Annotated in this window: 9 protein-coding genes; 5 read left to right on the plus strand and 4 right to left on the minus strand. The window is 52.4% G+C overall.

What is annotated here, in order from left to right; all coding sequences use genetic code 11:
• Positions 1 to 556: 556 nt before the first annotated feature.
• Both rcsD and rcsB read left to right on the plus strand, forming a co-directional pair.
• Entirely contained in the window at positions 557 to 3,205 is a 2,649-nt protein-coding gene (gene rcsD / locus AAGQ96_RS14550) for a phosphotransferase RcsD (RefSeq protein ID WP_147198930.1), read from the plus strand.
• 1 nt (position 3,206) lies between these two features.
• Positions 3,207 to 3,857, plus strand: a complete 651-nt coding sequence (rcsB, locus tag AAGQ96_RS14555; protein WP_124231344.1) for a response regulator transcription factor RcsB — start codon at positions 3,207 to 3,209, stop codon at positions 3,855 to 3,857.
• A gap of 47 nt (positions 3,858 to 3,904) precedes the next feature.
• Here rcsB and AAGQ96_RS14560 read toward each other — a convergent pair whose 3' ends face one another.
• The 4 genes from AAGQ96_RS14560 to gyrA all read right to left on the minus strand — a co-directional run bounded on the left by AAGQ96_RS14560 (position 3,905) and on the right by gyrA (position 10,941).
• Complete coding sequence (locus AAGQ96_RS14560) at positions 3,905 to 4,354, minus strand: hypothetical protein (RefSeq protein ID WP_342753902.1); 450 nt, start codon at positions 4,352 to 4,354, stop codon at positions 3,905 to 3,907.
• A gap of 56 nt (positions 4,355 to 4,410) precedes the next feature.
• Positions 4,411 to 7,266 carry a two-component system sensor histidine kinase RcsC gene (gene rcsC, locus AAGQ96_RS14565; RefSeq protein ID WP_147198932.1) on the minus strand — a complete coding sequence of 952 codons (2,856 nt, stop codon included), beginning with the start codon at positions 7,264 to 7,266 and terminating at the stop codon, positions 4,411 to 4,413.
• A gap of 303 nt (positions 7,267 to 7,569) precedes the next feature.
• Entirely contained in the window at positions 7,570 to 8,136 is a 567-nt protein-coding gene (locus tag AAGQ96_RS14570; RefSeq protein ID WP_342753903.1) for a hypothetical protein, read from the minus strand.
• Between the two features lie 165 nt (positions 8,137 to 8,301).
• The gene (gene gyrA / locus AAGQ96_RS14575; RefSeq protein ID WP_147198934.1) at positions 8,302 to 10,941 is read right to left on the minus strand and encodes a DNA topoisomerase (ATP-hydrolyzing) subunit A; all 2,640 of its coding nucleotides are present in this window, start codon (positions 10,939 to 10,941) and stop codon (positions 8,302 to 8,304) included.
• Between the two features lie 191 nt (positions 10,942 to 11,132).
• Here gyrA and ubiG point away from each other — a divergent pair, with 191 nt between their 5' ends.
• The 3 genes from ubiG to nrdB all read left to right on the plus strand — a co-directional run bounded on the left by ubiG (position 11,133) and on the right by nrdB (position 15,877).
• The gene (ubiG, locus tag AAGQ96_RS14580; protein WP_147198935.1) at positions 11,133 to 11,861 is read left to right on the plus strand and encodes a bifunctional 2-polyprenyl-6-hydroxyphenol methylase/3-demethylubiquinol 3-O-methyltransferase UbiG; all 729 of its coding nucleotides are present in this window, start codon (positions 11,133 to 11,135) and stop codon (positions 11,859 to 11,861) included.
• Positions 11,862 to 12,379: 518 nt separating this feature from the next.
• Positions 12,380 to 14,665, plus strand: coding sequence for a class 1a ribonucleoside-diphosphate reductase subunit alpha (gene nrdA / locus AAGQ96_RS14585; RefSeq protein WP_342753904.1), 2,286 nt, complete (start codon positions 12,380 to 12,382; stop codon positions 14,663 to 14,665).
• An 81-nt stretch (positions 14,666 to 14,746) separates the two neighbouring features.
• Positions 14,747 to 15,877 (plus strand): class Ia ribonucleoside-diphosphate reductase subunit beta, encoded by a 1,131-nt coding sequence (nrdB, locus tag AAGQ96_RS14590; protein WP_147198937.1) that lies wholly within the window; start codon positions 14,747 to 14,749, stop codon positions 15,875 to 15,877.
• The last annotated feature ends 1 nt before the right edge of the window (position 15,878 follow it).

Raw genomic sequence — 15,878 nt, forward strand, 5'->3', positions numbered from 1 at the left:
TTCCTCTGCTGCCAATGATTTGAGTTAAGGTGAGATTTCCACCGTTTCGCCAGGAGTTATCTGGAAAATAGCACTTAAGGACAAATATTCATTAACAAGCGCGTTTTTCGAGGTTAATAACGTCAGCGGTAGCGCCAGCCAAGGTTTTAACCTTGATGAAAAATGATTTTTTTCATCGGGTTTTCTTCGTAAATCTGGCTAAATGTGATAAAAAGTAGTGCTAATGGAGCCTGGCTTTGAACAGGAAATATGACAATGCAGGATGCCCAACCTGTAATGGCCTCTGCGGCGGAAACGTGACCTGAGATATACGCAATTTGCTTAACTATTCCAATAGGGGTGATGCTATGAGCCTGTTGATACTGCCGCCTGTCAGGTCCATTTCCTCCATGACAATCCACACTTATACAGGTATTCTGGCAGGCTCGATCCTGACAGGGTTGCTTGCATTAAAGTACAGCCTGAGCGTAGCCTTTCGCGCTATTACCGTTCTGCTGCCAGTCGTCGCTGCCAGCGCCCGGCTGCTTACACGTTAACTGGGGTCTTAAGCTACGCTATGTTGCCATACAAATTTCCTCTGACTTCGGGTAATGTCACTCGCTTCTTTGTGATGTTTATTCTGGTCCTGCTGCTCGCGTCAGGGTTTATGATCCACAATGCCGTCAATGCCTGGCTGACGGAGAAACGCTACGCCATGGCCGATATCGCCCATGCCATGCAGAAGCGTATCGATACCTATCGTTTTGCTACCTGGCAGATTTACGAAAATCTGGCCGCTAATGCCGCAGGTACGCCGCCAAACAGCTTGCAGGAAACTCGCCTGCGTCCTGACGTTTACTATCTGGAAAAAACGCGCCGTAAGACCGAAGCGCTGATCTTTGGCTCGCACGACAGCAGTACGCTGGATATGACCCTGCGGATGTCCAACTATCTTGATACCCTGTGGGGCGCTGAAAACAGTACCTGGTCGATGTATTTCCTCAACGGTCAGGACAACAGTATGATCCTGGTCTCTACCCTGCCGCTAAAGGATATGGCCACGCGTTATAAAGAGAGCGCGATTAGCAATATCGTCGACGCACGGCGGGCAGAAATGCTTCAGCAGGCGAATGCGCTGGACGAGCGGGAAAGTTTCTCTCCTCTGCGGCGCTTTACCTGGCAAAACGACCATTACTTCACCGTACGCACCACCTTTAACCAGCCGGGCCACCTGGCAACGGTTGTGGCTTTTGATCTGCCGATTAACGATCTTATTCCACTCAATATGCCGCTGGAAAATTTCCAGCTTAAGCAGGACAACACCGTCTCCGGTAACAGCACCGATGTGGATGACGGCACGCATACCACCACGGTTACGCTGCTCAACCCTAACGTGGAGATTGCGGCTTCGTTAACCAGCACCCCGCTCCAGCTGGTTTATCGCGTACCCGTGCTGGGGCTTATCGTTGATACATTACGCAACCTGATGTGGCCGCTACTGGCAAACTTTGTTCTGCTGCTGCTCTCACTGGGCGGGCTGTTTATGCTGCGTCAGCAGTCGCTTCGCCCGAGTGAAAACCAGAGCGCCGAGCTGGAATCGCTGCGTATTCTCAATGATGAGATCGTTGCCAGCATGCCGGTCGGTCTGCTGGTGTATGATTTTGCCAACAATCGCACTATTATCAGCAACAAAATTGCCGAGCACCTGCTGCCGCATCTTAATCTGCAAAAGATTATCAATATGTCCGATCAGCATCAGGGCGTATTACAGGCGACGGTGAACAACGAGGTTTATGAGATCCGCCACGCCCGCAGCCTGCTTTCCGCTAATACCCAGCTGTTTATGATGCGCGATCAGGATCGTGAGCTGCTGGTGAACAAAAAGCTGCAAAAGGCGCAGCAGGTTCTGGATAAAAGTCATCAGACTCGCCAGCAGCTACTGCAAAATCTGGGGCATGCTCTGAATGCGCCACTGGCCAGCGTTATCCATCACCTGCAAGCCATCAGCGAAGCGCAGCCGGCTGAATCGCTCAACGATGCGCTGGAAGAGTCGCATGCTTTACGGCGTCTGGTGGACGATATCGTGCTGCTTAACCGTCTTGAAACGCATGACTGGGCACCCGATGCTGGCGCATTTAATTTGCAAAGCGTGCTGGATGAGCTGGTGACAGAAGCCCTGCCCTCCATGCGCCGCAAAGGCCTGAAGCTGGTCGTCAGTAATCGCCTTAACAGCGATGAGAACCGCTTTGGCGACCGTCGCGCACTCTATAAAATTTTGACTACGCTGCTGCATTATTCGATTACCAGCACCAGCTGGGGTCGGATCAGCATTGAGGTGAGTCATCCCGCTGATCGGCCAGACAGGCTTGCCATTGAAATGGTGGATACCGGTGCCGGCCTGACCGTAGATGAGATGGGAAATACTGATTTCCCGTTCCTCGGAGAAACCAGTCAGGATCGCTTCGGCCAGGCTTCTGGACTGGCCTTCTTCCTTTGCAAACAGCTTTGTAAGCAGCTTGGCGGGCACCTGGAAATCGTGGCGCGACCGGATATCGGCACTCGCTACAGCATCCAGATCCACGCACCGCAGGAGCATTTGCAGGTGCAGGAAGAGAAGCTGCTGGAAGGCCTGACAACGTTGATTGATATCACCGTGGATGAAGTCAGAAAGATTGTCGTTCATCAGCTTGAAAACTGGGGTGCCAACTGTATTACGCCTGATGAGCGTTTTTCCGGACAGGATCATGATGTGCTGGTAACGGACGATCCGGCGAACCTGACACCGTGGGCGCTGTTGCTCGCGGATGACGAAACTGGCTACAGTGCGCTTTCTCGTGACCAGTTCAGGGTCAATTTCAATATCAGTAGCGCAATGCAGGATGCGCTGTTACAGCTTATTGAGCTCCAGCTGGCCCTGGACGAGACGGAAGAAGAGCAGGACACGGCGCAGCTTTTCGCGCCGGGGTACTTCCAGCTCTTCGTCGATACAGTACCAGATGATGTAAAGAGATTGTATAATGAGGCCGCAGAAAGCGATTTGAGTTCGCTTGCTCAGACTGCGCATCGCCTGAAGGGCGTGTTTGCCATGCTTAATCTGACACCAGGCAAGCAGCTTTGTGAAACGTTAGAACAGCACATTACAGAGTGTGACAATTCAAACATTAAAAATACCACCAGTGAAATTGACCGCTACGTCAACGAACTGCTGCAGCAAGGTAACCAATAATATGAACAACCTGAATGTAATTATTGCCGATGATCATCCCATTGTTCTGTTCGGCATTCGTAAATCACTCGAACAAATTGAATGGGTCAACGTTGTCGGTGAGTTCGAAGATTCCACAGCACTCATCAACAGTTTGTCCAAGCTGGACGCGAATGTCCTGATCACCGATCTTTCCATGCCTGGCGAAAAATATGGCGACGGTATTACGCTGATCAAATATATCAAGCGTCACTATCCGGACCTTTCTATTATTGTTCTGACGATGAACAATAACCCGGCAATCCTCAGCGCCGTTCTGGATCTGGATATTGAAGGGATTGTGCTGAAACAGGGCGCGCCTACTGATTTACCAAAAGCACTGGCTGCTTTGCAGAAAGGCAAAAAGTATACGCCTGACAGCGTGGCGAAACTGCTGGAGAAAATCAGCGCAGGTGGCTACGGCGATAAGCGTCTGTCACCGAAAGAGAGTGAAGTTCTGCGGCTGTTTGCGGAAGGCTTCCTGGTGACTGAAATTGCCAAGAAACTGAACCGCAGCATTAAAACTATCAGCAGTCAGAAAAAATCAGCAATGATGAAACTGGGCGTGGATAACGATATTGCGCTGCTGAATTACCTTTCTTCCGTCAGCACGATGCCGGTAGATAAGGACTAAGCTTCCATTCTGATAAAAAGGGTGAATAGATATTCACCCTTTTTTTTTTAATTATTAATCGCAATGACTTTGATCGTAAACTTGCTGCAATCCTGCGAGTGACAAATACCGCTGTACCAAAGCTCGCCGTGTTCACCCACCATGATGCCCATATCTCTGGCAAACACATCCGCGTATTGCTGATCCACAATACTTTTACGATAAGAGGGCGTGAACACCCGATCGTAGATCTGGATAAAGGCCCTGGGGGTGTTGATCTTCCGCTTTTTCTGGTTGACCGTGACGGTTATCGGATAGCTAACCATCCCGGCAACAGCATGCTTATCGCCCTTCGCCACGGCCTGCTGCAAATCAGTCAGGAACTGATGATATTGTTGATGCGTTCCCTGCCCCATCAGGCTGTCGATTCTTGCATCGGTTGCCGTATCCGATCCGCCCAGGGCGGTTCCCGTTAGCACCAGCGACAGCAGCATTGCACCGATCATTTTTTTAAGCATTCTACCTTCCCTCTGCGCAAGCGGGTTGCTGATTAATACCCGAATTTCACTCTGTTTTATACTTCCCGGCCTTTTCTGACCCGCTCGGCATAAAACGCCAGCGTCTGTTGCAGCGTATTCAACGTAACCGGCTTCGACAAACAGTTGTCCATTCCCGCTTCCATACAGCGCTGTTTCTCTTCTGCCAGCGCGTTTGCCGTGACGCCTACCACCGGGAAGGTTAGCCCCAATTGACGCAGGCGCTGCGTCAGACGATATCCATCCATATTAGGCATATTCACATCGGTCAGCACAATATCGATCTCGCTGCGGCTGAGCACATTTAGCGCGTCTACGCCATCCTGTGCCGTTTTCACCCGATAGCCTAACGAACCGAGCTGGTCGGAGAGCAACATCCGGTTAATTGGATGATCGTCGACCACCAGGATCAGGATATCTTCATTACTGACCCCTTTCTCCTCGGCTTCCGGCATGGCTGGCGTGGCATTCGGCATATCCACTTCCACGCGATAGATACGGCCCAGCAGCGCAGGCAGTTCGTGAGGCGTTGTGGTGCCGTAAACCCAGCGCCCAGGCGACAGCTCCTGCGGCCCGTCATTATGACTGCCGTCAAAGCGAATAGTCGCCCGATGCGCCTGCGGATTTTGGTAATCGTAATCGGTGACGATAACATCATCCGGTTCCAGGCTGATGCCTTCCTGGAAACGCTGTACGGTAATGCCATGTTCGCTCAACAGCGTGATGAGGAAAGTAGCCAGTGCATCGTTGCGCAGCTCAAGCCAGCATTGCTTTCCTTGCAGACCATCTTGCATAACCGGGATCATCACCTGGCTGTTGTACAGCGGAATTCGCACCACAAACTGGCTGCCCATACCCGGTTCAGAATCGACCTCGATATCGCCATCCATCATATTGATCAGTTTTTCACAGATTGCCAGCCCCAGCCCGGTACCCTGGAAATTGCGCTGCACGCCCGTCCCTACCTGGAAGAAAGGATCGAACAGTCGGGTGATTTCTTTCGCCGGTATGCCTACGCCGGTATCGCGGACGCGGAAAGCGAGATAACCGTCTTTCACAAAAGCCTGCAGGACAATGCCGCCGGTATGGGTAAATTTAATGGCGTTATTGAGCAGGTTGGAAATCACCTGCTGCAAACGCAGCGGATCGCCATCCAGCGTGACCGGCACGTCGCTGTCGATAAAGCACCACAGCGTCAGCCGCTTTTTCACCACCATCGCCAGATAGTTGGAAGCGATGTGGGTGATGACTTCGCGCGGCGAGAACTGGCGCGGTTCAATGCGCAGCTGCTCGGATTCAATCTTCGAGAAGTCGAGAATATCGCTGATGATTTTTAGCAGCAGGCTGGAGGAGTTATTCATTGCCGTTACCAGCGATTCCACGCCTTTCGGCAGTGAGCGGGTCTGGAGCAGATCGAGGTTTCCGATAATGCCATACAGCGGCGTGCGCAGTTCATGGCTAACCGTGGCAAGGAACATCGATTTCGACTGGCTGGCCTGCTCTGCCGCCTGAGCCATTTCCTGCAATGACTCTTCCATCTTCACGCGGGCGCTAACATCGACCAGTACGCAGATCGCCACGTTCTCGTTACGATAGCGCGAGTGAACGAAGCTGATCTGAAGATTAGTATTGCTGCCGGTCAGGACATCAACAAAATTCACCTGCTGGCCGCAGATGATTTCCGTAAGCCGCTGGCGGTCTTCCTGCGTCAGCATGCTCAGGTAGTTATGCGCCAGCTCGTTACTGAGAATGTTAGTCCCGTCGCTGGTTCGCAGAATGCAGATGCCTACCGGCGCAGAGGCGACAATTTTACGGTTAAACTGCTCGTGCTCTTCCAGACGGTGCGCATTATCTTCTGCGGGCAGGAACATACGTCGTTCAAACAGCCACGCCAGGGTAAACAGAATTAATGCGCTGATCACATTTAACAGGATGGCATTGATGATCAGCATTTTCAGCTTTTCAACCATCTCGTTGGTCTGGACTGAGTAGACCACGGTCAGTGAAGAAGGCGTCAGCGTTTTCTTCAGCACCAGCTGCTTATAGCCATTGATGTAGCCGAACCAGGCATTGTCATCAGGCAGATCGTCCAGTGAGATTCTGGCCGCCATTCGTGAGGAAGACATGACGCGCTGGTTGTTCGAATCCAGAATGGTTGCGTTAACCGGGAAGCTGCCCGGAAGCACAAAGTCTTCCAGACGGATAGTCTGCTCAATGCCCAGCAGCGCCGCCATTTTGTTGGCGATATAAACCGGCGTGACCATATAGTAATAACTCACGCCCGGCTGGTTAGTCGGTGCAATCCAGAAGAAGCTGCTTTTACGCTCTTCATCATTGCCATTACGGTATTTAAGAATGCGCTCGTGCAGCGACTTCATCGTGCGCTCACGATCGGCGGAGGCGTGACCAACGCCAAAGTCTGCCAGGCACAGGCTTTCGCCACCGATAAAGAAGACCCGGTTTAATTCATAAGCCGTGGCAAAGTTCTCTTTCCAGTAGCGCAGGAAATAGCTCAGCGATTCCAGAGAATTACGCCAGGTATCACTCATCGCGCTACAGTCAGAATCGGAATACAGCGGATAAAACTGAGGCAGCGAGGTTTTCCCGGGAAAAACACCGTTCAGTACGTCCAGACCGTTAGCTGAAGCATTTAGCCGGTTTTCAGCGATATATTTCAGCTCGCGGGTAATATCAGCAGAGTGACGTACATACCACTGCGCCTGTTCAAAGTTGGCGTTGAACTCCTGGCGAACCTGGGCTTCTTTCTCGTGCAGGACATTAATGATATAGAACGTCGTCAGCAATGCGCCCAGCGTCCAGAGCATTAGCGCCAGCGCCCGGAACAGATAGCGGGAAATCCTTAACGTGGTTCTGAACGAGACTAAATATTTCAAGCGAAACCTACAGTGGCAGCGGGTATGGGGTAACTCATTTTGATCCCGCTACAGTACCGCCAGAACGGTAAAAAAGCCAGTTACCCCTTCGTTTCCTCGCTTACTTTGCGCAGATAAAGCGATTCCCTGCTGATTGATACAATTGCGATTAATTATCAGCCTGCAAAACAACAACCTTAGCGGTGTTATCCGGCTGAGTCAGCTTGCTGTCGAAGCGTTCAGGGTTTTATTGCCGGATGCAGCAAAACATATTTGCCTAATCCGTCCTGCGACTGCGCCAGTGCGGCAAGCTGCTCCGCTCTTTCATGCAGGCAAGCCAGCGACAGTGCGATAACCTCTTCGCGGGATGATTTTATTGATGAGCCCCTGGGGATGGGCGCTTTTCCTTTTGATTTCGAGTACATATAAAGCCTCCTGCACATATGTTTGATGGTAAATATATCCGGCACCAGCCGCGTGTCGGACTAAAAGACGATGGTACAGCCTGCCCAGATTCTCGCGTATGGCGACGGCAACCAACAGCGCGGGCTGATGACGTTGCATAAAATCGTCTATCGCACCGCCAATACCCTCGATCATCAGGCTTTCCAGTTCCCGGCGAGTAAACGCCATCCTGCTGTCAGATCCGAAACGCCCGGACTGATTGAGGGAGAATAACGCATCATGTGGATAAAAACTAATCATCCAGATGAAATTTTCCACATAAAATTGCGGCCAGTCATTATTAAATAAAAAATGCATTGCCGAATGGAGTCGATTGATTTCAACCAGATATTCACGCTTCCTGCCGTCGGCTTTCACTACCCCAATAAGATAATTTTCCCGGCTCCCTGACCACGGGGAAGGATAACGTCCAACCTTGATTTGCATGGCCACCTCCTTTGTGTGCCCTGCCTGTATAGCAAGCCTCCTGCCCGACGTCAGCTATCGCATTTTAAAATGCGTAACGGCTTCCAAAATATTTTCTCCGCTCGTTTCGGCATAAAAAAAGGCCGGTTCACTGAACCGGCCTCTGGCACTTTTTAACGATGACGTTTATTCGTCTTCATCGCCTTCAGGTGCATCATCTTCATTTTCCACTTCTGGAGAGATATCTTCATCCCCTTCCGCAACGCTACCGTCAATAGCATCCAGCTCTTCTTCAGCAACCGGCTCCGCAACACGTTGCAGACCCACGACGTTCTCATCTTCCGCAGTACGGATCAGAATAACGCCCTGAGTGTTACGACCAACCACGCTCACTTCAGATACACGGGTACGCACCAGCGTACCGGCATCGGTGATCATCATGATCTGATCGCTGTCGACAACCTGCACCGCACCAATCACCGGTCCGTTACGCTCGGTCACTTTGATCGAGATAACGCCCTGCGTTGCACGCGATTTGGTTGGGTATTCGCTGTTAGCAGTACGCTTGCCGTAGCCGTTCTGCGTGACCGTCAGAATAGCGCCGTCATCACGTGGCACAATCAGTGATACCACGCGATCGCCCTCAGCCAGCTTGATGCCGCGTACGCCCGATGCGGTACGACCCATCGCGCGCACAGCGCTTTCTGCAAAGCGCACCACTTTACCGGCGGCTGAGAACAGCATTGCTTCGTCGCTGCCGTTGGTCAGTGAGACGCCGATCAGCTCGTCATCTTCACGCAGGTTGACGGCGATAATACCGGCACTGCGCGGACGGCTAAACTCGGTCAGGGCGGTCTTCTTCACGGTACCGCTGGCGGTGGCCATAAAGATGTTCCAGCCTTCCGCGTACTCACGTACCGGCAGGATTGCGGTAATGCGCTCGTTGGCTTCCAGCGGCAGCAGGTTGACGATAGGACGTCCACGCGCGCCACGGCTCGCTTCCGGCAGCTGATAAACCTTCATCCAGTACAGGCGACCACGGCTTGAGAAGCAGAGGATCGTATCGTGGGTGTTGGCCACCAGCAGGCGATCGATAAAGTCTTCTTCTTTGATACGCGCGGCCGATTTGCCTTTACCACCGCGACGCTGCGCTTCGTAATCCGTCAGCGGCTGATACTTCACGTAGCCCTGATGAGAAAGCGTAACGACAACATCTTCCTGATTAATCAGGTCTTCGATATTGATATCGGCGCTGTTGGCCGTGATTTCGGTGCGACGCTTGTCGCCGAACTGATCGCGGATCAGCTCCAGCTCTTCACGAATCACTTCCATCAGGCGCTCAGCGCTTTCCAGAATGTGGATCAGTTCAGCAATCTGCTCCAGCAGCTCTTTGTACTCGTCCAGCAGTTTTTCATGCTCAAGGCCGGTCAGTTTCTGCAAGCGCAGATCCAGAATCGCCTGAGCCTGCTGCTCGGTCAGATAGTACTTGCCATCACGGATGCCGAACTCTTCTTCCAGCCATTCAGGACGCGCAGCGTTATCACCGGCACGCTCCAGCATGGCAGAAACGTTACCCAGCTCCCACGGGCTGGCAACCAGACCCGCTTTGGCTTCCGATGGCGTGGCCGCACGACGGATCAGCTCGATAATCGGATCGATGTTTGCCAGCGCAATGGCCAGCGCTTCAAGGATGTGAGCACGATCGCGCGCCTTGCGCAGTTCAAAGATAGTGCGGCGCGTTACCACTTCACGGCGGTGACGCACGAAGGCTTCCAGAATATCCTTCAGCGGCATAATCTTCGGCTGGCCCTGATGCAGCGCAACCATGTTGATGCCGAAGGAAGTTTGCAGCTGGGTGAGCGAGTAGAGGTTGTTCAACACCACTTCGCCAACCGCATCGCGCTTCACTTCAACCACAATACGCATGCCGTCTTTATCAGACTCATCGCGCAGTGCGCTGATGCCTTCCAGACGCTTCTCTTTCACCAGTTCAGCCATTTTCTCAATCAGGCGAGCTTTGTTCACCTGATAAGGAATTTCATGAATGATGATTGTTTCGCGGCCGGTTTTGGCGTCGGTTTCCACTTCGCCACGCGCACGGATATAAATTTTTCCGCGCCCGGTACGGTAAGCTTCTTCAATCCCACGACGGCCATTGATGATGGCGGCAGTTGGGAAATCCGGCCCTGGGATGTGCTCCATCAGCCCTTCAATGCTGATGTTTTCATCTTCGATGTAGGCCAGGCAGCCGTTGATCACTTCCGTCAGGTTGTGTGGCGGAATGTTGGTCGCCATACCTACTGCAATCCCTGACGCACCGTTCACCAGCAGGTTGGGGATTTTGGTCGGCATGACTTCCGGGATCTGCTCGGTGCCGTCATAGTTCGGCACAAAGTCTACGGTCTCTTTTTCCAGATCGGAGAGCAGTTCGTGGGCGATTTTGGACATGCGAACTTCGGTGTAACGCATTGCGGCAGCAGAGTCGCCGTCAACGGAACCAAAGTTACCCTGCCCGTCTACCAGCATGTAGCGCAGCGAGAAAGGCTGCGCCATACGCACAATGGTGTCATACACGGCGGTGTCGCCGTGAGGGTGATATTTACCAATTACGTCGCCGACGACACGGGCAGACTTTTTATAAGGTTTGTTCCAGTCATTGCCCAGCACGTTCATGGCAAAGAGTACACGACGGTGTACTGGCTTCAGGCCATCGCGAACATCTGGCAATGCGCGGCCAACGATGACCGACATGGCATAATCGAGGTAAGAGTTCTTTAACTCTTCTTCGATATTGACCGGTGTGATTTCTCTGGCCAGGTCACTCATTGAGGCACTTTCCTTCTAATTATACCCGGATTCAAAGGTGCGAAAGTATATCACCTTTCGCCCTGGTGGTGAATGGAAAGCGTCGTTCAGGCTGCTTAAATCAGGGCAGAATGCCACCGCCAGGTCAGCACTGCCCTTACTTATGCGGAAAGATGTATACTGACGGCAAACGGGTATGGGAGTTATTAATCATGAAGTCAGAGCAAAACGGCACCACCGCGAACGTGGATCATAATGAAATTGCTAAATTTGAAGCGGTCGCGTCCCGCTGGTGGGATCTGGAAGGCGAGTTCAAGCCGCTGCATCGGATCAATCCCCTGCGCCTCGGTTATATTGCTCAACACAGTGACGGCCTGTTTGGCAAAAAGGTGCTGGACGTTGGCTGCGGCGGTGGCATTTTGGCAGAAAGCATGGCGCGTGAAGGCGCTAACGTCACCGGCCTGGATATGGGCGCTGAACCCTTGCAGATCGCTCGCCTGCACGCGCTGGAAAGCGGCGTAAAAGTGGATTATGTCCAGCAGACGGTAGAAGAGCATGCCGAACAGTTTGCGGGTCAATACGATGTCGTGACCTGTATGGAGATGCTGGAGCACGTGCCGGATCCGCGTTCAGTGGTTCACGCATGCGCGCGCCTGGTCAAACCTGGCGGTGAGGTATTCTTTTCTACTCTGAACCGCAACAGCAAATCCTGGCTGATGGCCGTTATCGGCGCTGAGTATGTTTTACGTATGGTGCCGCGCGGTACGCATGATATTAAGAAGTTTATTCGCCCGGCCGAGTTGCTCAACTGGGTTGATGAGACGCCGCTGCGTGAACGCCATATGATCGGTCTGCATTATAATCCGCTGACCAACAAGTTTAAGCTGGCCCCCGGCGTGGATGTTAACTACATGGTGCATACGCATTCTGTTGCCGGGTAAATCCACGGCTTAAGTAACGTATCAGGCAGGCCCTTCGCCTGCCTTGTTGTTACCTAAGGGAAATTTTTTCTCGCTACGCTGCCGAACCTGCGCATCAGACCGCTACTCTTTCCGGCAATATAAATTTTAATTCTTTCATCACGCTTTTTTGTACTTGTCCGACGTTGCTTTTTTAGCTACCTGGCGCACAGAATTCAGGCAAAAAAAATCCTGATTTATTTGTACTGAACAAGAATCCCGCGCTCAATAAAAAACTTAAAAAAAATCTTAAGCTGTTGACATGGCTTCAGAGCCTTGAGAAACGCGGACTTAGGAAAAAGCCTGGCGTCAGATCAGTAAAAGTGGGTCGCCGTCAAGCCTTGTTAAGCGCTGATAAATTACTAGAATACTCACCATATAGTTACCCACACTTCCCTTACCCCCTATATATAGTGTTTATCCACAGAGTTACTCACACTTGAGTATGCTGTGCATAAACGGGGGATATTTTTGACTTCACGGACAGGATTAACCGCCACATGAATCAGAGCCTACTGGTCACTAAACGCGATGGCCGCACCGAACGCATCAATCTGGATAAAATCCACCGCGTGCTTGACTGGGCTGCAGAAGGACTGCAAAACGTCTCCGTCTCGCAGGTTGAACTACGTTCACATATCCAGTTCTACGAAGGCATCAGAACCTCTGATATCCACGAAACGATCATCAAATCTGCCGCCGACCTGATCTCCCGCGACGCGCCGGATTATCAGTACATGGCCGCACGTCTGGCCATCTTCCACCTGCGTAAAAAAGCCTACGGCCAGTTTGAGCCGCCTAAGCTTTACGATCAGGTTAAGCAGATGGTCGACCTGGGTAAGTACGACCGTCATTTGCTGGAAGATTACAGCGCAGAAGAGTTCGAGCAGATGGACGGCTTTATCGACCACTGGCGCGACATGAACTTCTCTTATGCCGCCGTGAAGCAGCTGGAAGGGAAATATCTGGTACAAAACCGCGTGAGCGGTGAGATCTACGAAAGCGCGCAGTTCCTGTACATTCTGGTTGCTGCCTGCCTGTTCTCCGGCTATCCGCGTGAAACGCGTCTGGATTACGTGAAGCGTTTCTATGACGCAGTATCCACCTTTAAAATCTCACTGCCGACGCCAATCATGTCCGGCGTGCGTACCCCTACCCGCCAGTTCAGCTCATGCGTTTTGATTGAATGCGGTGACAGCCTGGATTCCATCAATGCGACTTCCAGCGCCATTGTGAAATACGTTTCCCAGCGTGCCGGTATCGGCATCAATGCGGGTCGTATTCGTGCGCTGGGCAGCCCGATCCGGGGCGGCGAAGCTTTCCACACTGGTTGTATCCCGTTCTACAAACATTTCCAGACCGCCGTAAAATCCTGTTCGCAGGGTGGCGTGCGTGGCGGTGCGGCGACGCTGTTCTACCCGATGTGGCATCTGGAAGTCGAAAGCCTGCTGGTGCTGAAAAACAACCGTGGCGTTGAAGGCAACCGCGTTCGCCATATGGACTACGGCGTACAGCTCAACAAACTGATGTATACCCGCCTGTTAAAAGGTGAAGATATCACGCTGTTCAGCCCGTCTGACGTGCCTGGCCTGTATGATGCGTTCTTCGCCGATCAGGCTGAGTTTGAGCGTCTGTATACTAAATACGAAAAAGACGACAGCATTCGTAAGCAGCGCGTAAAAGCGGTAGATCTGTTCTCTCTGATGATGCAGGAACGTGCTTCTACCGGTCGTATCTACATCCAGAACGTTGACCACTGCAACACCCACAGCCCGTTCGATCCGGCTATCGCGCCTGTGCGCCAGTCTAACCTGTGCCTGGAAATCGCGCTGCCGACCAAGCCGCTGACTGATGTTAACGACGAAAACGGTGAGATTGCGCTTTGTACGCTCTCTGCGTTTAACCTTGGCGCGATTGAAAGCCTGGACGATCTGGAAGAGCTGGCGACCCTCGCCGTTCGCGCGCTGGATGCGCTGCTGGATTACCAGGATTACCCAATCCCTGCGGCAAAACGCGGCGCGATGGGCCGTCGTACCCTGGGTATAGGCGTGATCAACTACGCCTACTACCTGGCGAAGCACGGCGTACGCTACTCCGACGGCAGCGCGAACAACCTGACGCACAGGACCTTTGAAGCCATTCAGTTCTATCTGCTGAAAGCCTCAAACGAGCTGGCAAAAGAGCAAGGCGCCTGTGCGTGGTTTAATGAAACCACCTATGCACAGGGCATTCTGCCGATCGACACCTATAAGAAAGATCTGGACGCGATCAGCAACGAGCCGCTGCACCTGGACTGGGAAGCGCTGCGTGAAGAGATCAAAACGCACGGCCTGCGTAACTCCACGCTTTCTGCCCTGATGCCGTCTGAAACCTCTTCGCAGATTTCTAACGCCACCAATGGGATTGAACCGCCGCGCGGTCATATCAGCATCAAAGCGTCGAAAGACGGTATCCTGCGCCAGGTAGTGCCAGAATACGAGCGCCTGAAAGAGAGCTATGAGCTGCTGTGGGATATGCCGAACAACGACGGCTACCTGCAACTGGTCGGGTTGATGCAGAAGTTCATCGACCAGGCAATTTCATCCAACACCAACTACGATCCAACGCGTTTTGCTAACGGTCGCGTGCCGATGAAACAGCTGCTGAAAGATCTGCTGACCGCCTATAAGTTCGGGGTGAAAACGCTTTATTACCAGAACACCCGTGACGGCGCGGAAGATGCGCAGGATGACCTGGCACCTTCCATTCAGGATGATGGCTGCGAAAGCGGCGCCTGCAAGATTTAACAATTAGCGGGGCGAAGCGATTCGCCCCAGCCAATGTGTCGGGCCGGGTTTACCCGGCCCACCCTCACTGGATTAGAATTCATGGCTTACACAACGTTCTCGCAGAATAAAAACAACCAGCTGGACGAACCAATGTTCTTCGGTCAGCCGGTTAACGTCGCGCGCTACGATCAGCAAAAATACGGCATTTTCGAAAAGCTGATTGAAAAGCAGCTCTCTTTCTTCTGGCGCCCGGAAGAAGTGGACGTCTCCCGTGACCGTATCGACTATCAGGGTCTGCCGGATCATGAGAAACACATCTTTATCAGCAACCTGAAATACCAGACGCTGCTGGATTCTATCCAGGGACGTAGCCCGAACGTGGCGCTGCTGCCGCTGATTTCGATTCCCGAGCTGGAAACCTGGATTGAAACCTGGGCGTTCTCCGAGACGATCCACTCACGTTCCTATACCCATATTATTCGTAACATCGTTAACGATCCGGCGATCGTATTTGACGATATCGTGACCAACGAACAGATCCTTTCCCGTGCGAAAGATATTTCGGGCTACTACGACGATCTGATCGAGATGACCAACTACTGGCATCTGCTGGGTGAAGGCACGCATCAGGTTAACGGTAAAAGCGTTACGATTAATCTCCGCGCCCTGAAAAAACAGCTCTATATCTGCCTGATGAGCGTTAACGCGCTGGAAGCGATCCGCTTCTACGTCAGCTTTGCCTGTTCCTTCGCCTTCGCCGAGCGCGAACTGATGGAAGGCAATGCGAAAATCATCAAGCTGATTGCACGCGACGAAGCGCTGCACCTGACCGGCACTCAGCATATGCTGAACCTGCTGCGCAGCGGCGAAGACGATCCGGAGATGGCGGAGATTGCTAAAGAGTGCCGTCAGGAGTGCTACGATCTGTTCGTGCTCGCCGCACAGCAGGAGAAAGAGTGGGCAGAATATCTGTTCCGTGACGGCTCGATGATCGGCCTGAACAAAGACATCCTCTGCCAGTATATTGAGTACATTACCAATATCCGTATGCAGGCTGTCGGCCTCGATCTGCCGTTTAAAACGCGTTCAAACCCCATCCCATGGATCAATTCCTGGCTGGTGTCTGACAACGTGCAGGTTGCGCCGCAGGAAGTCGAGGTCAGCTCTTACCTGGTGGGTCAGATTGACTCAGAAGTGGGTGAAAACGACTTCGACGACTTCCAGCTGTAAC

The organism is Pantoea sp. MBD-2R (genome assembly GCF_039134845.1).
GTDB lineage: Bacteria > Pseudomonadota > Gammaproteobacteria > Enterobacterales > Enterobacteriaceae > Erwinia.